Consider the following 18,291-nt stretch of genomic DNA (forward strand, 5'->3'; position numbering starts at 1 on the left):
GAAGATGACGCCATCGCTGACCCTGACCGCGCGACTGCAGATCGCCGCAGCCGACTCTCGACGCGGCATCGTGCGTGTGCATCCCGAAGTCCTCGTCGCGCTGTCGTTGCGCGAGTGGGATGCCGTTCAACTCACCGGTGCGCGCGTCACCTCCGCGGTGGTCGCCGCGACGTCCGCCAGCGCACCGACGGGCCTGATCCAGCTCGACGAGCTCACCTTCTCGAACCTCGGGATTCGCGAGAATGAGCAGGTCGTGGTGGCACCCGTGGTAGTTCACGGCGCGACGCGCGTGAGCGTCCAGGGCTCGGCACTGACCACTGTCTCCATCACAGAACCGACCTTGCGACGGGCACTCCTGGGGAAGGTCGTGAGCGTTGGCGACACCGTCTCACTGCTGCCCCGAGACCTCGGACCGGAACTGTCGGCGTCCAAAGCCACCGCGTCGCTGGCCCGCTCGGTCGGGATCACCTGGACCAACGAGTTGCTGACGATCACCGAAACCGTGCCGGCGGGCCCGGTCAGTGTGCAAACCAATTCGGCAGTCTTGTGGCACACCGGCGACGCGCCGATCACCGCTGGTCGACGGGATTCGACGCCTGCGGCCACCGGGAAAGCCTCGACCGGTGACGGTTCGACGCAGCCCCCGGCTCCGAGGTCGGTGCGCCCGACCTCCGACCTGGTGGGCGTTGACACCCAGGTCGCTCGTCTCACCGAGTGGCTCGAGGTGAACCTCGACAACCCCGATGTGCTCCGCAAACTTGGGGCCGCGCCACGCCTCGGCGTGCTGGTTTCCGGTCCGACCGGGGTCGGGAAGGCGACGGTCGTGCGGTCGGTCTGCCAAGGCCGTCCACTCGCCGAAGTCGATGGCCCCTCGGTTGGTGCGCTGACCGCCGAGCCGCGCCGCGGCGCCGTCCAAGACGCCCTCGCCCAGCTCTCTGACGGTGGCGTCCTGCTCATTACCGACATCGACAAACTGCTCCCCGGCACCGCCGATCCCGTGGCGTCGCTGATCTTGCAAGACCTGCGCGATGGCATCGCCGATGGCACGGTCGCCCTCATGGCCACCACGTCCGATCCGGGCGACCTCGACTCCCGACTCCGCGAACCCGACCTGTGCGACCGCGAACTGCGGATCGGCCTGCCCGACGCCGCTCAACGCTCTCGTCTGCTGCACGCGATCGCATCGGACGCGCCGACCGATGGTCGTATCGATTTCGACGAGATCGCCTCGCGCACCCCGGGATTTGTCGCCGCCGACCTCGCCGCCCTGATTCGCGATGCCGCGCTACGGGCCGCGACCCGCGCTACCCGCGACGACGAACCCCCTGCCTTGCGCACCGAAGACCTCATCGAAGCTCTCGGTGTGGTCCGCCCCGCGTCGCGCTTGGGGTCACCGGATGTGGCACTGGGATCGATCACGCTCGACGATGTCGGCGACATGGTCGAGACCCGCCAGGCACTCACCGAAGCTGTCCTGTGGCCGCTGCAGCACCCCGACACCTTCACCAGACTCGGTGTGGAACCCCCGCGCGGTGTGCTGCTCTACGGGCCGCCCGGCTGCGGCAAGACCTTCGTGGTTCGCGCACTCGCTGCTTCCGGCAAACTGTCGGTCCACAGCGTCAAGGGTGCCGAGTTGCTCGACAAGTGGGTCGGCTCATCTGAGCGGGCCGTCCGCGATCTGTTCACGCGGGCCCGCGAGAGCGCACCGTCCATGATTTTCCTCGACGAGGTCGACGCTCTCGCCCCGCGTCGCGGCGGATCCACCGATTCGGGCGTCGCCGACCGCGTGGTGGCCGCCCTGCTGACCGAACTCGACGGCGCCGAACCCCTCACCGACGTCGTCGTTCTCGGAGCCACCAACCGCCCCGACTTGATCGACCCGGCACTCCTGCGGCCCGGTCGGCTCGAACGCCTGGTCTTTGTGCCGCCACCGGACGCCGAAGCCCGCGCCGACATCCTGCGCGCCGCCTCGCGAAACGTGCCCCTCGCCGACATCGACTTGGCGGCCCTGGCTGCAGAACTCGACGGCTATTCGGCTGCCGACTGTTCGGCACTGCTGCGCGAGGCGGCCCTGGCTGCGATGCGCCGGGACATCGACGCCGTGACCGTGACCGCCGACGATGTCGCGACCGCACGCGAGTCTGTACGTCCATCGCTGGATCCGGTTCAGGTCGCTGAACTCGAGGCGTACGCGCAGCGTCGCGCCGAGTAGCGTGCCCGGCCGTTAAGAACTGCGCCAAACTGCCTCGCGGATCGGCCGACCCCTGTACGAATTACTAGGAGACCCAAGTAATTTCTGCAAGGAGAGATCGTGACCACCGGATTTAGTCCAGAGACCACCGCTGCCGTCGCCACCGCGCGGTCGTACACGATCGGCGACCTGCTGCGCCGAACCGCACTCCGCACGCCATCCAAAACCGCCATCATCAACGGCGACACCACGCTGACGTTCGCCGAGTTCGACGAAGCCGTGAACCGATGCGCCAATGCGCTCACAGAACGCGGCCTCGCCCAGGGCGACCGCCTGGCGCTCGTGAGCCATAACTGCTGGCAGTTCGTCGTGCTCGGGTTCGCGACGGCCCGCCTCGGTGTGGTGTTGGTTCCCATCAACTTTGGCCTCGGTGCCGAAGAAATCGCGTTCATCCTCAGCCATTCGGGCTCAAGCATTGTCGTCGCCGAGGACGCCCTGACACCGACTGTCGGGGCGGCGATCGACACAGCCGGGATCGACGCCGTACGAGGCGCCATCAAGCTCACCGACTCAGCGACGGACGGTTGGGAGGATGTCGCCGATTGGATCGCACATCCCGATGCGGCGGCACCGCAGGTGGCCGTCGGCGACGACGACCCCGTGCGGATGATGTTCACCTCCGGTACCGAATCACGTCCGAAGGGCGTGCTGCTGTCGTCGAAGTCCCTGATTTCGCAATATGTTTCGTGCATCGTCGACGGCGGTATGAGCGCCGACGATATCGAGATTCATTCGCTCCCGCTGTACCACTGCGCCCAACTCGACTGCTTCCTATCGGTCGACGTGTACCTCGGAGCGACGAGCATTATCTTGCCCAGCCCGGACCCGGCTTCCGTTCTGGCTGCCATCGAAAACCACGGTGCGACCAAGCTGTTTTGCCCGCCGACCGTGTGGATTTCACTCCTGCGCCACCCGGATTTTGATGCCCGGGACCTGTCGTCCCTGCGCAAGGGCTACTACGGTGCTTCCGCCATGCCGGTCGAGGTGCTTCGCGAGATCAGCCGCCGTCTGCCCGAGGTGGACCTCTGGAACTTTTACGGGCAGACCGAAATGTCACCGCTGGCCACGATCCTGCAACCCCACGAGCAGATGGAGCGCGCGGGATCGGCGGGTCGGGCATCGTTGAACGTGGAGACGATGGTCGTCGACGACGAGGGGAATCCGGTACCCACCGGTGAAGTCGGCGAGATTGTGCATCGCAGTCCGCACGCGTGCCTTGGCTACTACCGCGACGACGAGAAGACCGCCGCCGCGTTTGCCGGAGGCTGGTTCCACTCCGGCGACCTCGGCATCATCGACGCCGAGGGCTACCTGTCTGTCGTCGACCGCAAAAAGGACATGATCAAGACCGGTGGCGAGAATGTCGCCTCCCGCGAGGTAGAGGAGGCGATCTACCTTCTCGACGGTGTTGCCGAGGTCGCAGTATTCGGCGTTCCCCACCCGAAATGGATCGAGGCGGTGGCCGCGGTGGTTGTGCCGAAGGACGGAGTGAACCTGACTGAAGACCAGGTGAACACCCATGTGGAGAGCGTTTTGGCTGGCTACAAACGGCCGAAGTACCTGGTCTTCGCCGATGCGCTCCCCAAGAACCCGTCAGGAAAGATCCTCAAGAAGGACCTCCGCGTGGCTCACGAAGGCCTCTCCGAGAGGGCCTGACGCTGACGGAGACCTAACCCGAAGGCTTAACCCGGAATGCTGGGGACGGTGCTGGTCGGGGTTTGCTGACCGGGCGTCTGCTGACCGGGCGTCTGCTGTTGCGGGTTCTGCTGATTGGGATTCTGTTGTCCCTGCTCCGGCGGCGCCATGCGCCAGCGGCCCCGGCCGAACTCTTGTCCGGGCATCTCCTGGCCGCCGCGGTTCATGTGGCCGCGCTCGTCCATGCGGTGATGGTTTCCACGCTCGCCGTGATGACCGGTCTGATCTCCGGTGATGTAGCCGAGCCCGAAAGCCAGGCCCAGGCAGGCGAGTGCACCGACACCCGCTCCGGCCCACAGCCACTTCCGCTTCGTGTCGTTGACCGGTACGGCCGCTGTGGGCGGTGTCGGCGGCACAGGCGGTGCTGGCGCGGCTGCAGCCGGCGGCACCGCCGGTTCGGCTGCGGGAATCGCGTCGGTGGGCTGCTCGTCGACCGGCTGCGCTGCGGGGTCGGGTCCATTCTCTTCGGACGGGTCGTTAGTCGGGTCGTTAGTCGGGTCGTTAGTCGGGTCGTGGGGAGTGGTCACTTCGGATCCTCTGCGTCAAGGGCAACATCCTCGTCGCCCGTTAGCTACCAGGTAACCGACCCTCGCTGTGAACTCCCTGGAAACCGCCTGCTGACCTCCTGCCATCACTCCCCCACAAGATTGGTCGGCGACTGGTTAGCCAGCGCGACTGATCTGGTAGATCACCGTCGAGGCACCGGAAGAAGCGTTGGCCGACAGGCCGACGTTGACCCACAACTGCTTGTCGCCGACGTCTTTGCTCAGCAACACCGAACGGGATTGCGGGTCGTCAACACGCGACGATTCCTGATATCCGGCGTCCGTCAACTTGCTAACCGCATTGGTGAATGCGTTGCCGTCCGCAGCCTTGCCCTGCACCGTGACCTGCCACTTCGGTGACTCACCCGATGCGGTCAGGACGTTCCCGTCCACCAGCGGAACATCCGACAGCGGGAAGTCGCCGGGCAGGGCGACGCCCGGCGGCGCGGCCTGCTTGTCGTCACCGCACGCGGCAAGGACACTGCCAATGCACATCACGATCAGCGCTACCAGCAGCAGCCTGCGAAAGTTCCTCATACCCAAAACGGTAAGGTAGAACCAGCGCGTCGTCGCTGCGACACCCCGCCCATCCGTTCTCGACACCAGCCGGAGTGCCATTTTGATCGTGGTATTGATCGCACTGTTCCTCAGCGCGCTCGCTTCGCCACCGATCATTAAGGCCCTGGGCTCCCGCGGCTTCTACGTTCTCGCGCTCGCCCCGGCCGCAGGTTTGGCATGGGTGGCCACGCATTGGCCCACACCGGGCCAACCCCGCGTAGAGACTGTCGAGTGGATCCCCAGCCTGAGCATGGATATCGTGCTGCGGTTCGACACCCTCGCCGCCGTGATGTCCGTCCTGATCCTCGGTGTCGGCACCCTCGTTCTGATCTACTGCGCGAACTACTTCGACGAGATGCGACGACGTGTCTCAGTTTTCGGCGGCGAACTCGTCGCCTTCGCCGGCGCCATGTTCGGCCTCGTCGTCAGCGATAACACGCTGGTCATGTACGTTTTCTGGGAAGCCACGACGGTCCTGTCATTTATGCTCGTCGGCTTCTACGGTGTCCGCGCCACGTCCCGGCGGGCCGCCACGCAAGCCCTGCTCGTCACCACTTTCGGCGGACTGGCAATGCTCGTCGGCCTCATCATGCTCGGCGAACGAACCGGCAGTTACCTGCTCTCCGACCTCGTCGCCAACCCGCCCGCCGCCGGGATATTCGTCGACGTTGCCGTCGTACTGATTCTGATTGGCGCGCTATCGAAGTCGGCCATCGTGCCGTTCCACTTCTGGCTCCCCGGCGCGATGGCCGCCCCGACGCCGGTCAGCGCCTACTTGCACGCCGCGGCCATGGTGAAGGCCGGCGTCTACCTGGTGGCCCGCCTGGCACCGGCGTTCGCACCGTTGATCAGTTGGCAGGTCCTTGTTATCGGCCTCGGTTTAATGACGATGCTGATTGGCGGCTGGCGTTCCCTCCGCGAACTCGACCTCAAGCTGATCCTCGCCTTTGGCACCGTCTCCCAACTCGGCTTCATCGTCGTGCTCGTCGGTATCGGCGACGCCAACGTTGCGATGGCTGGCCTGGCGATGGTGGTCGCGCACGCTATGTTCAAGGCCTGCCTGTTCATGGTCGTCGGCATCATCGATCACTCCACCGGAACCCGCGACATTCGTCAGTTGGCCCGACTTGGACACCGGCTACCACTCCTCGCCACCATCGCAGCGGTGGCCGGGGCCAGCATGGCCGGACTGCCGTTCACACTCGGGTTTGTCGGCAAGGAGACCGCGTTCGCCAGCGTCTGGGACACCGAGGCCCTACCGCCGACCGTGCGACATCTGGTCACCATCGTGCTACTGATCGGCTCGGTCATCACCTTCGCCTACACCACCCGCTTCCTGTGGGGCGCGTTTGGCCGCAAGGTGCGCAGGCTCCCCACCCGCGCCGTCGCCCAGCTTGAACAGCCGACTCCGATGTTCCTGGTGCCACCGGCCTTGTTGTCGGTGGCCGGCGTGGTCGCAGCGGTTGCCGCCGGATGGGTCGGCGGACTGTTCGAGCCGTACGCTCAGACGCTTCCCGCCTACGGCCACGACCTGGAACACCTCGCGCAGTGGCACGGGTTCGGCCTGCCGGTCGTTTTCTCGATCATCGTGGTTGTCGCGGGCACCGCCCTGTTCCTCATCTTGCGGAAACTGCGCGCCCACATCTTCGTTCATCCGCCGCGCCTCAATGCCGACCGGATCTACGACCGCACGCTCCGATCCGCCGACAGCATGTCGCTGTGGGTTACCCGAAACACGCAGCGCGGTTCCCTACCCATTACGCAGGGCGTCATCCTGACCACCGCCGTGCTGCTCCCGATTGCTGCTCTCTTCCTCGGCCGCAGGCAGACCTTACACATTCGGGGCTTCGACACTTCCGAAGAGATCGTCATTGGTCTGTTGATGGCTGCCGCAGCCATCGCCACTGCGGTCCTCCGCAACCGTCTCGCAGGTCTGCTAACCCTCGGCCTCACCGGCTACGGCTGCGGTGCCCTCTTCGCCATGTATGGCGCCCCCGACCTCGCGCTAACCCAGTTTTTGGTCGAGAGCCTGACGCTGGTGGTGTTTGTGCTGGTCTTGCGTAAGCTCCCGTCCGAGGCATCGTCGGCGATGAAGACCGGTCACCGTACCGTCCGCATCATCATCTCGGTCGCCTTCGGCGCGATGCTCGTGGTAATCGGCCTGTATGCCTCCGCTGCTCGCTCCGTCGAACCACTGCACGTGTACCTATCCGACGCAGCGTACGAGTTCGGTCACGGTGCCAACGCCGTCAACGTCCTGCTTGTCGACATCCGCGCCTGGGACACCCTTGGCGAAGTGTCGGTGCTGATCGTTGCGGCGACCGGTGTCGCGTCCATGTTGTTCCGCAATCGCCGGTTCGGCTTGGTCCCGCGGGCGACCGAGTCGGCGCTCGCCGAACGCCGCAACGACGACGACTTCAGCAACTCCCGCACCACCTGGCTGCGCGGCAGCGAGATGCGCGACCCTTCGCAGCGCTCGCTGATCCTGGAAGCGACAACCCGCCTCGTGTTCCCGACGCTGGTGGTCCTGTCGGTCTACTTCTTCTTTGCCGGTCACAATGCGCCGGGCGGCGGATTTGCCGGCGGCCTTGTGATGGGCCTGGCGTTGGTGCTGCGGTACTTGGCTGGCGGACGCTACGAACTCGGCGAAGCGATCCGCGTCGAAGCCGGCACCATCCTCGGAGCCGGCCTGGCTATCTCGGCGTCAACCGCGGCCACGTCGTTGTTCCTCGGGGCACCGGCCCTCTCGTCCGCGGTCTTCAAGATGACGCTGCCGATCTTCGGTGACGTAAAACTGGTGACCGCCCTGTTCTTCGACCTCGGCATCTACCTCATTGTGGTTGGCCTGGTCCTCGATATTCTCCGGAGCCTCGGCGCTCGTCTCGACGAACCCGACGATGACGCGGGCGATGACGATGACGCGGGCGAAAGCCCCGATGCCCCCGCCACCGAGACAGCGGAGGTGCAGTGATGGCCGTGAACCTCGGACTCCTCATACTCATCGGCGTCATGGCGTCGGCGGGCGTCTACCTGCTGACCGAACGCAGTCTGGTCCGCATGCTGTTTGGGCTCCTGCTCGTCGGCAACTCATTGAACCTGCTGATCATCATTTTGGCTGGTGAGCCGGGTCATCCGCCGATTCGCGGACGAGAGTCGACCGGCCAGAGCTTTGACGCCGACCCCCTCGCCCAAGGCATGGTGCTGACGGCAATCGTGATCACCCTCGGCATCGCAGCGTTCATCTTGGCCCTGACCTACCGGCTGTTCCAGATCAATCAGCAGGCCGACGCCGAACTGCCGCCGGGCAGCGAAATGCCCGCCGATGACGAACTCGGCGACGATGAGGAAGACATCAAGATCGCGACGTCCACGCCGGAATTGTTCCCCGACCGCGACCGCAGCGACGACCCCCAGACCGGGGCAGACACGGTGGTTGGCGACCTGTTCGACAAGTACGGCAACCCGCTGACACCGGATCAATTCATCGCCGCACACATCAACGTCCACGAACCGGACCTCATGCCAGAGGACGCGCACGTGCTCGACGACCTCCCCGATGACGGCGACGAAATGCCGACTGACCCCGATGACACCGACCCTGCGGACCCCGCCAACCCGGGGGTGATTCGATGATCCCGAATCCCTCCTGGATTTCCGTCCTCATCGTGCTGCCGACATTGGTACCGCTGCTTGCCGCCGCGGTGACCCTCCTCGCTGCGCGCAGCCCCCACCTGCAGCGGCTCGTCAGCGTCGGTGCCATCGCCATCGCGCTGACGGCGTCGTCCCTGATGTTGTTCCTCACCAGAGAAAACGGCACCTTCGCGGTGAATATCGGGGGCTGGGGCGACCGCGGCTTGGCGGGCACCCCGCTCGGCATCACCTTGGTCGTCGACCGGCTCGCCGCGCTCATGCTGGTGATCTCGTTGATCGTGCTCCTGTGCGTCGTTGTCTACGCCATCGGACAGGGCATCCGGGACGGCACCACCGAACAGCCGGTGTCGATCTTCCTGCCGAGCTACTTGATCCTGACCGCTGGCGTCTGCAACTCATTCCTCGCTGGCGACCTGTTCAACCTTTACGTGTCATTCGAGGTGCTCCTCGCCGCGAGCTTCGTTCTGCTGACGCTTGGCGCTTCCGCCGACCGGGTCCGCGCGGGTGCGTCGTACATCATGGTGTCGATGGTGTCGTCGCTGATCTTCTTGGCGGGCATCGCTTTCGCCTACTCGACGACCGGCACCCTCAACCTCGCTGAGATGGCCGTCCGGCTCGACGACGTACCGTCCGGCACGCGCAACGCCCTGTACGCCGTCCTGCTGGTGGCGTTCGGCATTAAGGCCGCGGTGTTCCCGCTGTCGACGTGGCTACCGGACTCGTATCCGACGGCACCGGCACCCGTCACCGCCGTGTTCGCGGGTTTGCTCACCAAAGTTGGCGTGTATGCGCTGATCCGCACGCATAGCTTGCTGTTCCCCGGCGGGTCCATGGACAACGTCCTAATGATCGCTGGCCTACTGACCATGCTGATAGGTATCTTCGGTGCGATAGCGCAGTCGGACATCAAACGACTGTTGTCGTTCACGTTGGTGAGCCATATCGGCTACATGGTCTTCGGTATCGCCGTCGGATCCGCCCTGTCAACCTCGGCCGCCATCTTCTACGTCGCCCACCACATCCTGGTGCAGACCACCCTGTTCTTGGTCGTCGGGCTCATCGAACGACAAGCCGGATCGTCGTCGTTGCGACGGCTCGGCGGCCTCATCGCCAGCCCGCTGCTGGCCGCACTCTTCCTCATCCCCGCCCTCAATCTCGGCGGCATCCCGCCGTTCTCCGGGTTCATCGGCAAGGTCGCGCTCCTTGAGGCTGGCGCGCAGGACGGCTCGGTACTCGCCTGGCTGCTGGTTGCCGGATCGGTCATCACCAGCCTGTTGACCCTGTACGTGATGGCCCGCATTTGGACGAAGGCCTTTTGGCGGGCCCGCGCCGACGCCCCCGAGGGCGACCTCGCATCGAGTACCGCCTCCGCGCTCATTGAAGAGGGCACCGACGTCCAGCTCGCCGAGCGCGAGGATGTCGGACGGATGCCCATCGCGATGGTCGTTCCTACCATGGCGATGGTGGCCGCCGGACTGGCCCTCACCGTCTGGGGCGGACCCATGTTTGCCTTCACCGGCGACGCCGCCGACGGCGTCATCAACCGGGAGCACTACATCCAATCGGTACTGCACGAGCCCGTGGGAGGACAGCGATGAGCAACACGCCATTCCCCGATCGCCCGCACGTCAAACCGGTTAACAAGGGGCCGGTCGCCGCCTTCTTCACCAACCTGTGGCGCGTCGCCTTCCTCGTCGTTGCCTCGACTGTCATCCGTGTCTACGCATGGCTCAACGACCATCTGCGCGCCCCGCAGTGGTCGGGCGGCTCACTCCGGGGACTGGCCCTCCGACTGTGGGGCTTCGCCTGGCTGACCTTTGTTTGGGTGCTGCTGTGGGGCGACATCACCTGGGGCAACATCATCATGGGCGCGGTGATCGCGGCCCTGGTGATGGTCCTGTTGCCGCTGCCGCGAGTGCCCGTCGAAGGTCGATTCCATATTCTGTCGGCGCTCAAACTCGCCGCCACCTTGATCGTCAACTTCTTTATCTCCAGCGCCCAGGTCGCGTGGGCGTCAATCAAACCGGGCCCACCGCCACTCGGTGCAGTCGTGCGAGTGCATGTGGCCATCAAGTCCGACCTCGTGCTGACCTTGGCGGTCGACTACATCAACTTGGTTCCGGGAACCATGGTCGTCGAGATCGATCAGGCCGCCCGGATGCTGTACATCCATGTCTTTGACGTCCGCAAACGTAGCTCGATCGACGAATTCTTTAAGCAGATGGCCTACGTCGAGCGGCAGTTCATCAAGACCTTCGAACGTGACGACGAGTGGCGTCCCAGCCCGTTCCACGGCATCGACGACGACTACCATCACGTACCGTTCGCCGACCGCAAACGCGTGGCGGACGCCGAACGTGCACGAAAGGAGTCCCGATGACCATCGTCTGGGCCATCAGTGCCTGCATGATTCTCACGGCCGTCTTGCTGACCGGCTACCGCACTCTCCGCGGCCCCTCGACCCTCGATCGTCTGGTCGGCGTCGACGCCATCATTGCCCTCGCAACATGCGGCCTCGCCGTGTGGGTGGCGTACACGCTGGATACGACGGTCGTGCCGGCCATCGTCGCCCTGAGTTTGGTCGGCTTCCTCGGTTCGATTGCCGTTGCCCGCTTCCGAGTCCGGGACGATCAGCAATGATCCGCGACGTGATCGCCGCCGTCTTCATTCTGAGCGGTTCGCTGCTGGCGTTAACTGCGGCCATCGGGATCGTCCGATTCCCCGACACCCTCAGCCGCATGCACGCGGCGACGAAGCCGCAAACGTTCGGCATGATCCTCGTACTGATGGGGACATACATCAAGCTCGACGGCCACCCCGACGGCGGCATGCTCGTCTTGACCGGTCTCTTTACGCTCATCACCGCACCCGTCGTCGCCCAACGCGTGGGCCGACTGGTCTACCGCGAGCAGTCGCTCGGGGAGAGTGTCCTCGACGAGGACGAATTGGCCGACGGCCGATAGCCACAGCTACGACAGTTCGTTGACCACAGAGTCGACGACCGCGTTAAGGTCACCCGTTTCGGCGAAGACCCGCTGCTGCCGCTGGTAGCTAGCGCCGCCAGCGATGATGTCGGCGATCCCGCCCAGTTCTTCCAGGCAGCCCAACGACGCGGCCACCGGTTCCAGCCGAACCAGAAGGTCGGCGAGGTCGTCGGTGACGAGGCGTTCGGAGCAGTCGGCGTCCTGAATGATGATCGCGTCCAGGCCGTAGCGAGCGGCGCGCCACTTATTCTCTTGAACCAGCCACGGGGCCATGTGCGGGAGGGTCTCTCCGGCGGTCAGACGGCGATCCAAGTCGACGATAAGGCAGTGGGTCAGCGCAACAATCGACGCCAGTTCCCGACGGTTCGACACACCGTCGCACACCCGGACCTCAATGGTTCCCAAGTGTGGCGACGGTCGGATATCCCACCGCACTTCGTTGAGGTGGTCGATGATGCCAGTCTTCTTCTGATCGTGAATGAAGTGCTCGAACTCGCTCCACTGCTGGAACTGGAAGGGCAGCCCGGCCGTCGGCAACTGCTGAAACATCATGGCGCGATTGCTTGCGTAACCGGTGGAGCGACCAACCCACATCGGCGACGATGCCGACACCGCCAGCAGGTGCGGGTAGTACTTCAGCAGCGACGAGATGATCGGCAGCACCTTCCTGCCGTCATCGATCCCGACGTGCACGTGCACGCCCCAGATCAACATTTGTCGACCCCACCACTGGGTGCGTTCGATGAGTTCCGCGTACCGGTGCCCCTCCGACAACTGCTGCGCAGACCATTCCGCAAATGGGTGGGTACCGGCTCCGAACAGGTCGACGCCGATCTCGTCACCGATCTCGCGGACAATCTCGAGCGAGCCGCCGAGATCGTCCATCGCTTCACCAACCGTGTGACAGATCCCGGTCACCAACTCAACGGTGTTGCGGAGCAACTCCCGATGGATCTTTCCGGTCCCCTTCCCACCGTCGCAGCCAGTACGGACGTCGATGAGCCGGAAAAGATCGTCGGCGGCATTCCTCAGGTCACGGGTGGTCTTGTCGACCAGGGCCAGTTCCCATTCGACGCCAAGAGTCGGTCCCGCAGAGCCGTTGAAGACGATCTCTGCCGGAATCGTCACCAATTGGTCCCCCCGATTGCTAACTAGCGGGTCTGCGAGATGATGCCGCAGGCCACGCGGGGAGCATCAGCACCGTCTTCAGCGACGTCGTGCAAGATCAATGCCTTGCCGCGAATCTCCTGCACGGTGAAGGCATCGGTGGTGTAGGTACCGGTGGCGGTGCCGTTCTTGAGGACGTTCATGTTCATCAGGTCGCCGGTTTCGGGCATTGCCGTACGACCCGGTGCCTGGTAGTGACCGCCCGCTGAGGTGAAGTTAGTCGACGCCTCACACTTGCCGACCGTGTGGATGTGCAGACCGTGAACACCGGGCTTAACTCCCGAGACGCGCGCCGAAACCTGCACGGCGTCGTCCTCCTGGGTGAAGCTCACGAATCCAACGCGGTTGCCCTCTTTGTCGAAGAGGGTGGTCGCGCCAGCCTGCGCGGTATTGGGAATGCCGTCGGCATTCACCACTTCGCCCGGCACCACTTGGTCGCCGGTGACAACGGCCGGCGTCGTGCCGGGAACGTCGGTTGCGTGCTCGTTGGGGGTGCAAGCTGCGAGGGCGAGGGCTGCGCCGCCAGCCGCCGCGAGTACCGCAACGACTCGGACAGTCGAAGCGCGGTTGCTGCTACGGACGGTCATGTGTGCTCCTTTTACGTCGGCTGGCACTTCGGCTGGCTGGGCTTGAGCCTGCCGCGAGAGTTGCCGTATTCACCATGTGTTGTTCGTTATTACTCGTCAATGATTATGACCGGTCCACCCGGCTCGCGTGCTACCGGCTCACCACGACGACCGCAATCGCACCGGGGCAGCGAGTGAATTGGTCCGGCCGAGCGGTCAACGCTGCCCCACCCGGAACTGATTCGGCGACCTTTTTGGCTTCCGCCTCCTGGTCTGCGGTGTAGAAAATGGTGTTCTCGGTGATGCTTGCGCTCGCGAGGTTCGCCTTTTCGCCAACCTTGTATCCCGCGCTGGTCAAAGCGTCACCGACCTCGCCTGCCAACCCGGTGATCGATCCGGCGTTAAGCACGCAGAGTTCGGTGGCGTTGGGATCAACGGTGGGGCTGGGACTGGTGGTGGCGGTATCGCTGGCTGCGGCGGTTGGCGATCCGGCACTGGCTTCCGCCGAAGCTTGCGAACTCTCTGCAGCGATGAGCCCGGCGTCGGGAGCGTTGTCTTTGAGGGTCAGCTGGTGGATGCCAAGCCCAAGGCAGACGACCGCAATCGCCAGCAGCAACATGGCACCCGCGCGCAGCGGCAGTCGGTTGGTTTCACGATCAGCATTCATCACCGCAACTCTAACCCACCGCACTCATGGGATATCGAAGGCTGGTGTGAGTATTAGGTGATGTCGAAGCCGAGACGCCGCGCGGCACGCGCCTTCTGGCGAGACGCTCGGAGCCTACGCAACCGCTTGACGAGCATCGGGTCGGCGGCGAGAGCTTCCGGACGGTCGACGAGCGCACCAAGTACCTGGTAGTAGCGGGTTGCCGACAAGTTAAAGAGTTCTTTGATGGCGTCTTCTTTTGAGCCGGCGAACTTCCACCACTGGCGCTCAAAGTTGAGGATCTCCCGCTCACGCCGGGAGAGGCCGTCGGCACCGACCTCATGCGGGTCGACACCCTCGTCACTGACGTTGCCGACAGCTGTGGGGTCACCCTTTGGGCTACGCGCAGTTGCGCCGTCCATTTCGCTCCTCAAACAGCCGAACCTTGATCTACACCCCAACCACCACCGGAGCTCCGCACGAGGCGAATAACATTGGTGTGGTTCCGTCCAACATCTAACCACGATGACGTGGCGAACCCTCGACGGCGCACCGCAGCCAACGCCGGTGTGTCGCGAAGTAGAATACTCAGCCATGGCAATTCTCCCGATCTGCATCATCGGCGAACCGGTCCTTCACCAGCCGACGAGCCCGGTGGAACTCGACGCTGACGGCAAGCCGTCCGCCGAGATCATCACCCTGCTCGACGACATGTACGACACGATGGCCGCCGCCAACGGTGTCGGCCTTGCTGGCAACCAGGTGGGCCAGGGTTTGCGACTGTTCGTGTACGACTGCCCCGACGGAGCGACGCGACGTCGCGGCGAGGTCATCAACCCCGTGTTGACGACGTCGGAGATCCCCGAGACCATGCCCGACCCGGACGATAACGACGAAGGTTGCCTGTCGGTGCCGGGTGAAGGGTTCCCGACCGGTCGCGCCGACTGGGCCAAGGTCGTCGGAACCGACCGCAATGGGGACGCCGTCGAAATTGAGGGCAATGGCTTCTTTGCTCGCATGCTGCAGCACGAGACCGGCCACTTGGACGGCTTCTTGTACGTGGACGTCCTAGTCGGACGCAATGCGCGCGCAGCAAAGAAGGCCATCAAGCGCAACGGCTGGGGTCGGCCTGGACTGTCGTGGCTGCCCGGTGCTGGCGTCGACCCCTTCGGGCACGACGACTAGCCATGCCTTCCGCGAGCGGCAGTCACCAACCGGCGATCGGTGATCGCGTCGTCATCCGGTATCGACTGGGCGACGACGCTCCCGCAGATTGGCGTGGGGCCCCAAATCCGCAACCGGCACGGGGTCATCCGACGCAGTCCGACATCACCGGCATTCTCCGTGACCGCTCCGACACCGCCGTGTTCATCGAGCGCGATGGCGAAACCCATCGGCTCGCCCTCGCGGCTATCTCGTCGATCCGACTGCTGTCGCGCCGGGTCGTTCGAAATTCGGAGATCCGGGACGTCGAGCGTGCACTGATGGAGGCCGCATCGACTGACGCGCGCGAAGTGATCGACGGATGGCTACTGACCGCGGCTGGCCCCAACCTGCGCTCCGGGGTGGCGGCACCGGTCGAATTCGGGTCGACGGCAGCGGGTCTGGGACCTGCCCTCGCCTGGCTCACCGACCACGACCTGGCACCTCGACTGATGGTGGCCGACCGCCTGTTGCGCAGTTCCGCGTTGGGGGCCGCGCCTCGCGCGTCCATTGCGTACGAGGTACTCGTCGGTCCCGAACCCGACCGAGACACACCCGCCGGCGAGTGGGCCCTCATTTCACCGGGGGTAGCTGCGGCGACCGTCCCCGCTTTCGACGGTGCCGCGCGCGATGCGTGGCGCGCTCTCGGGTTCGAGTTGCATCACACCTGCCGTTTGCTGACGATGTAGCGTCCACGCAATGACATACGGTGGAGGCGATGTCGAATTCCAACCCCACCGACGCCGACGGCGCGCCCGACCTAACCAAACGACGAACCTTTGCGGCAATTCTGGCCGTGGTATTGCTTCTGGCGGTCGTCGCACTGACCTGGTGGATCGACGGACGGGACGGCCCCGATTCCGAAGCTGCGACGTCGACGACGAGTGCTTCGTCAGCCGCTCCGGCACCCGCTGGAGCCGCAACACCGAAGCCCACGCGGCCAGCCACCGCCTCCAAGGCTCCGAAGAAGACGTCGTCGACCGCTACCCCGGCGCCGAGCAAGCAGATACCCGCGCGGGTACTGAACACCTTGGCACTGGTGGATGCCGGTCGATGGCCGGAGGCCGCGAATGCGCCCGGGACGCGCGGCGGCGACACCTTCCGCAACAACGAGCGCAACCTTCCGGTCAAAGACTCCAGCGGGCGTCGGATCACGTACCGGGAGTGGGACGTGAATCCGAAGCAGCGAGGCCGCGGCCGCGACGCCGAACGCATCGTGACCAGCAGCGACGGTTCAGCCTGGTACACCAAGGACCATTACAAGAGCTTCATCCTGATCAGAGGACCGGCCGCATGAACCTCGAATTTCCCCCCGGCGCCTTGACCGGCCCCGGCCCGGCTACCGTTCTGGCAGTCGGATCGATCAGCACCTACCGGACCGGTGCCGTCGCCCGGCGACTTCCCGGCGCCAAAATGGCGACCATGCCAGGGATGTACGAGGCATTTGCCTCCGCGTGGGACTTCCCGTCGCACTTCGGCGCCAATAAGGACGCGTTCGACGATTCCATTCGCGATCTACCGACAGGCATGCACACGCCGACCGGCGCGGTCGCAACCGGCTACCTCACCGTGATCGAAGCCGCTGACAAGTTCCTCGCGGCGGCGAATGCCGATGATTTCGCATGGTTCGCGACATCGGTCGACTTTTGGCGCGAGCACTACCGCAGTGAGCAACTGGGGTTCGGGCTTGTTTTGCTTGCTGACTCGACAACGGCGGGTGATCTCGTCGCCCGACGATGGGAGGCCGCTGACGCGCCCCTCTTGCGGCTACGGCAAGATTGACGCATGCGCCTGGCGACGTGGAACGTGAACTCGATCCGCGCCCGATCCGAGCAGGTCGTGGCATGGATGAATCGGCACGCTATCGACGTGCTGGCAATGCAGGAAACTAAGTGCACCAACGACGAGTTCCCGGTGATGAGTTTCATCGCGCACGGATACGACGTCGCCTTCCACGGGACCAGCGGCTACAACGGCGTCGCCATTGCTTCACGTCTCGGAGTGCACGAGGTTCACAACGGCTTCGACGGTGAGCCGACCTACAACGGCGAGATACAGGCGCGCGCCATGTCGGCGACGTGCGGCGGGGTGCGAGTTTGGAGCCTGTACGTGCCCAACGGCCGTGAGCCCGGGCACCCGCATCTGCAGTACAAGCTCGATTGGCTGGGTGCCCTCGCGGATGTGACCAGTCTGGAACTGACGCACGATCCCGCAGCGCAGATTGCCCTGCTCGGTGACTGGAACGTGGCACCCACGGATGAGGATGTGTGGGATCCGGAGTACTTCCAGGGTCGCACTCATACGAGTGAGATAGAACGTGCCGCCTTCACGAAGTTCATCGACCATGGATTCGTCGACAGCGCGGCCCCGTACACGCCGGGCCCAAGGAAGTTCACGTTCTGGGACTACCAAGCCGGTCGGTTTGCCCGCAACGAGGGCATGCGCATCGATTTCGGTTTGTGCTCACCAGCATTGAACAACCGCATACACGACGCCTTCATTGATCGAGAAGTTCGCGCCACCCAGGGTGCCAGCGACCATGCGCCCGTCGTCTTCGACGTCAGCGCCCTCACCTTGTAAGCGAGTTTCACTAGGCGGGTGCCATTGCCACCATGCCGGGATGACTGTCCAAAAAGTGTCTGGTAAACGAGCAGATCGGCCGCACTTTGAGGTTGTTCTCTCGCATGTACGACATTGCGCTGCCCGTCAGTCGGGTCGCAAGTCCGTGTCCGCTGTATTCGTCGTAGAGAACGGTATGCAGGATGGTGACCACATCTCCCTGCGGACCCTTGTCGATGCGATAACCGAGGACACCGACGAGATCGCCAGCCACCCAGAGTTCGAACCGCTCACGGTCAGGGTTGTGCGAGACCTGAGATATCTGTTGCAGCAGCGAACGCGCCGATTGCGTCGGCTGAGCATGACGGTGCTTCCGGTACATATAGCCTCCTGTGACTCGCATCACAAGCCTATGGTTGGACAAATAGAGATGCAAGTCACATCAGTCACATGCGCATCACGATAT

20 protein-coding genes are annotated in these 18,291 nt (G+C 64.4%); 13 read left to right on the top strand and 7 right to left on the bottom strand.

The genetic code is table 11. The annotated features are described in order from the left end of the window. Positions 1-4: 4 nt before the first annotated feature. Both AC1L34_RS12255 and AC1L34_RS12260 read left to right on the top strand, forming a co-directional pair. A complete protein-coding gene (locus tag AC1L34_RS12255) occupies positions 5-2,212 on the top strand; it encodes an AAA family ATPase (RefSeq protein WP_480034811.1) in 2,208 nt (735 codons plus the stop codon). 99 nt (positions 2,213-2,311) lie between these two features. After that, a complete protein-coding gene (locus AC1L34_RS12260) occupies positions 2,312-3,907 on the top strand; it encodes an acyl-CoA synthetase (protein WP_480034812.1) in 1,596 nt (531 codons plus the stop codon). Positions 3,908-3,933: 26 nt separating this feature from the next. Here AC1L34_RS12260 and AC1L34_RS12265 read toward each other — a convergent pair whose 3' ends face one another. Next, entirely contained in the window at positions 3,934-4,473 is a 540-nt protein-coding gene (locus AC1L34_RS12265) for a hypothetical protein (protein ID WP_480034813.1), read from the bottom strand. A gap of 135 nt (positions 4,474-4,608) precedes the next feature. Further along, on the bottom strand, positions 4,609-5,028 hold the full coding sequence (locus tag AC1L34_RS12270; RefSeq protein WP_424294767.1) for a hypothetical protein: 420 nt from the start codon (positions 5,026-5,028) through the stop codon (positions 4,609-4,611). Between the two features lie 82 nt (positions 5,029-5,110). Between AC1L34_RS12270 and AC1L34_RS12275 the strand changes: the two genes are divergently transcribed. Genes AC1L34_RS12275 through mnhG form a run of 6 tightly spaced genes read left to right on the top strand, consistent with a single transcriptional unit; the run spans position 5,111 to position 11,663 of the window. Continuing rightward, on the top strand, positions 5,111-8,020 hold the full coding sequence (locus AC1L34_RS12275; protein ID WP_480034814.1) for a Na+/H+ antiporter subunit A: 2,910 nt from the start codon (positions 5,111-5,113) through the stop codon (positions 8,018-8,020). Next, complete coding sequence (locus AC1L34_RS12280) at positions 8,020-8,682, top strand: Na(+)/H(+) antiporter subunit C (RefSeq protein ID WP_424294764.1); 663 nt, start codon at positions 8,020-8,022, stop codon at positions 8,680-8,682. Before AC1L34_RS12275 ends, AC1L34_RS12280 begins: the two co-directional genes overlap by 1 nt. Beyond that, on the top strand, positions 8,679-10,298 hold the full coding sequence (locus AC1L34_RS12285) for a Na+/H+ antiporter subunit D (RefSeq protein WP_424294762.1): 1,620 nt from the start codon (positions 8,679-8,681) through the stop codon (positions 10,296-10,298). The genes AC1L34_RS12280 and AC1L34_RS12285 overlap by 4 nt, the downstream gene beginning before the upstream one ends. Then, on the top strand, positions 10,295-11,080 hold the full coding sequence (locus tag AC1L34_RS12290; RefSeq protein ID WP_424294760.1) for a Na+/H+ antiporter subunit E: 786 nt from the start codon (positions 10,295-10,297) through the stop codon (positions 11,078-11,080). Before AC1L34_RS12285 ends, AC1L34_RS12290 begins: the two co-directional genes overlap by 4 nt. Further along, on the top strand, positions 11,077-11,340 hold the full coding sequence (locus AC1L34_RS12295) for a monovalent cation/H+ antiporter complex subunit F (protein ID WP_424294758.1): 264 nt from the start codon (positions 11,077-11,079) through the stop codon (positions 11,338-11,340). Before AC1L34_RS12290 ends, AC1L34_RS12295 begins: the two co-directional genes overlap by 4 nt. After that, positions 11,337-11,663 (top strand): monovalent cation/H(+) antiporter subunit G, encoded by a 327-nt coding sequence (mnhG, locus tag AC1L34_RS12300; RefSeq protein ID WP_424294757.1) that lies wholly within the window; start codon positions 11,337-11,339, stop codon positions 11,661-11,663. Before AC1L34_RS12295 ends, mnhG begins: the two co-directional genes overlap by 4 nt. Before the next feature lie 6 nt (positions 11,664-11,669). On the opposite strand, the gene AC1L34_RS12305 is transcribed toward mnhG, so the two are convergent. The 4 genes from AC1L34_RS12305 to AC1L34_RS12320 form a co-directional block, all read right to left on the bottom strand. Then, positions 11,670-12,812, bottom strand: coding sequence for a glutamate--cysteine ligase (locus AC1L34_RS12305; RefSeq protein WP_424294756.1), 1,143 nt, complete (start codon positions 12,810-12,812; stop codon positions 11,670-11,672). A 23-nt stretch (positions 12,813-12,835) separates the two neighbouring features. Further along, positions 12,836-13,438 carry a superoxide dismutase family protein gene (locus AC1L34_RS12310; RefSeq protein WP_424294754.1) on the bottom strand — a complete coding sequence of 201 codons (603 nt, stop codon included), beginning with the start codon at positions 13,436-13,438 and terminating at the stop codon, positions 12,836-12,838. A 130-nt stretch (positions 13,439-13,568) separates the two neighbouring features. Beyond that, positions 13,569-14,084, bottom strand: a complete 516-nt coding sequence (locus tag AC1L34_RS12315) for a LytR C-terminal domain-containing protein (RefSeq protein ID WP_424294753.1) — start codon at positions 14,082-14,084, stop codon at positions 13,569-13,571. A 53-nt stretch (positions 14,085-14,137) separates the two neighbouring features. Continuing rightward, on the bottom strand, positions 14,138-14,485 hold the full coding sequence (locus tag AC1L34_RS12320) for a DUF3263 domain-containing protein (protein ID WP_424294751.1): 348 nt from the start codon (positions 14,483-14,485) through the stop codon (positions 14,138-14,140). A gap of 172 nt (positions 14,486-14,657) precedes the next feature. On the opposite strand from AC1L34_RS12320, the gene AC1L34_RS12325 reads away from it, so the two are divergent. The 5 genes from AC1L34_RS12325 to AC1L34_RS12345 are packed head-to-tail and all read left to right on the top strand — an operon-like array spanning position 14,658 to position 17,846. Continuing rightward, complete coding sequence (locus AC1L34_RS12325) at positions 14,658-15,248, top strand: peptide deformylase (protein ID WP_424294749.1); 591 nt, start codon at positions 14,658-14,660, stop codon at positions 15,246-15,248. 2 nt (positions 15,249-15,250) lie between these two features. After that, complete coding sequence (locus AC1L34_RS12330) at positions 15,251-15,955, top strand: GNAT family N-acetyltransferase, cg3035/Rv0428c family (RefSeq protein WP_424294748.1); 705 nt, start codon at positions 15,251-15,253, stop codon at positions 15,953-15,955. 29 nt (positions 15,956-15,984) lie between these two features. Next, a complete protein-coding gene (locus AC1L34_RS12335) occupies positions 15,985-16,563 on the top strand; it encodes a guanyl-specific ribonuclease (protein WP_424294746.1) in 579 nt (192 codons plus the stop codon). Next, entirely contained in the window at positions 16,560-17,048 is a 489-nt protein-coding gene (locus AC1L34_RS12340) for a barstar family protein (RefSeq protein ID WP_424294744.1), read from the top strand. Before AC1L34_RS12335 ends, AC1L34_RS12340 begins: the two co-directional genes overlap by 4 nt. A gap of 3 nt (positions 17,049-17,051) precedes the next feature. Continuing rightward, on the top strand, positions 17,052-17,846 hold the full coding sequence (locus tag AC1L34_RS12345; protein WP_480034815.1) for an exodeoxyribonuclease III: 795 nt from the start codon (positions 17,052-17,054) through the stop codon (positions 17,844-17,846). 10 nt (positions 17,847-17,856) lie between these two features. On the opposite strand, the gene AC1L34_RS12350 is transcribed toward AC1L34_RS12345, so the two are convergent. Next, positions 17,857-18,207 (bottom strand): GNAT family N-acetyltransferase, encoded by a 351-nt coding sequence (locus AC1L34_RS12350; protein WP_424294740.1) that lies wholly within the window; start codon positions 18,205-18,207, stop codon positions 17,857-17,859. Between the last annotated feature and the right edge of the window lie 84 nt (positions 18,208-18,291).

The organism is Gordonia sp. 34D (genome assembly GCF_056682775.1).

Bases quoted from the DNA above. Each gene is read 5' to 3' on its own strand.
- AC1L34_RS12315 (WP_424294753.1), bottom strand. From the start codon at position 14,084: ATGAATGCTGATCGTGAAACCAACCGACTGCCGCTGCGCGCGGGTGCC.
- AC1L34_RS12270 (WP_424294767.1), bottom strand. From the start codon at position 5,028: ATGAGGAACTTTCGCAGGCTGCTGCTGGTAGCGCTGATCGTGATGTGC.
- mnhG (WP_424294757.1), top strand. From the start codon at position 11,337: ATGATCCGCGACGTGATCGCCGCCGTCTTCATTCTGAGCGGTTCGCTG.
- AC1L34_RS12310 (WP_424294754.1), bottom strand. From the start codon at position 13,438: ATGACCGTCCGTAGCAGCAACCGCGCTTCGACTGTCCGAGTCGTTGCG.
- AC1L34_RS12285 (WP_424294762.1), top strand. From the start codon at position 8,679: ATGATCCCGAATCCCTCCTGGATTTCCGTCCTCATCGTGCTGCCGACA.
- AC1L34_RS12280 (WP_424294764.1), top strand. From the start codon at position 8,020: ATGGCCGTGAACCTCGGACTCCTCATACTCATCGGCGTCATGGCGTCG.
- AC1L34_RS12350 (WP_424294740.1), bottom strand. From the start codon at position 18,207: ATGTACCGGAAGCACCGTCATGCTCAGCCGACGCAATCGGCGCGTTCG.
- AC1L34_RS12335 (WP_424294746.1), top strand. From the start codon at position 15,985: ATGTCGAATTCCAACCCCACCGACGCCGACGGCGCGCCCGACCTAACC.
- AC1L34_RS12295 (WP_424294758.1), top strand. From the start codon at position 11,077: ATGACCATCGTCTGGGCCATCAGTGCCTGCATGATTCTCACGGCCGTC.
- AC1L34_RS12330 (WP_424294748.1), top strand. From the start codon at position 15,251: ATGCCTTCCGCGAGCGGCAGTCACCAACCGGCGATCGGTGATCGCGTC.
- AC1L34_RS12345 (WP_480034815.1), top strand. From the start codon at position 17,052: ATGCGCCTGGCGACGTGGAACGTGAACTCGATCCGCGCCCGATCCGAG.
- AC1L34_RS12325 (WP_424294749.1), top strand. From the start codon at position 14,658: ATGGCAATTCTCCCGATCTGCATCATCGGCGAACCGGTCCTTCACCAG.
- AC1L34_RS12255 (WP_480034811.1), top strand. From the start codon at position 5: ATGACGCCATCGCTGACCCTGACCGCGCGACTGCAGATCGCCGCAGCC.
- AC1L34_RS12340 (WP_424294744.1), top strand. From the start codon at position 16,560: ATGAACCTCGAATTTCCCCCCGGCGCCTTGACCGGCCCCGGCCCGGCT.
- AC1L34_RS12290 (WP_424294760.1), top strand. From the start codon at position 10,295: ATGAGCAACACGCCATTCCCCGATCGCCCGCACGTCAAACCGGTTAAC.
- AC1L34_RS12320 (WP_424294751.1), bottom strand. From the start codon at position 14,485: ATGGACGGCGCAACTGCGCGTAGCCCAAAGGGTGACCCCACAGCTGTC.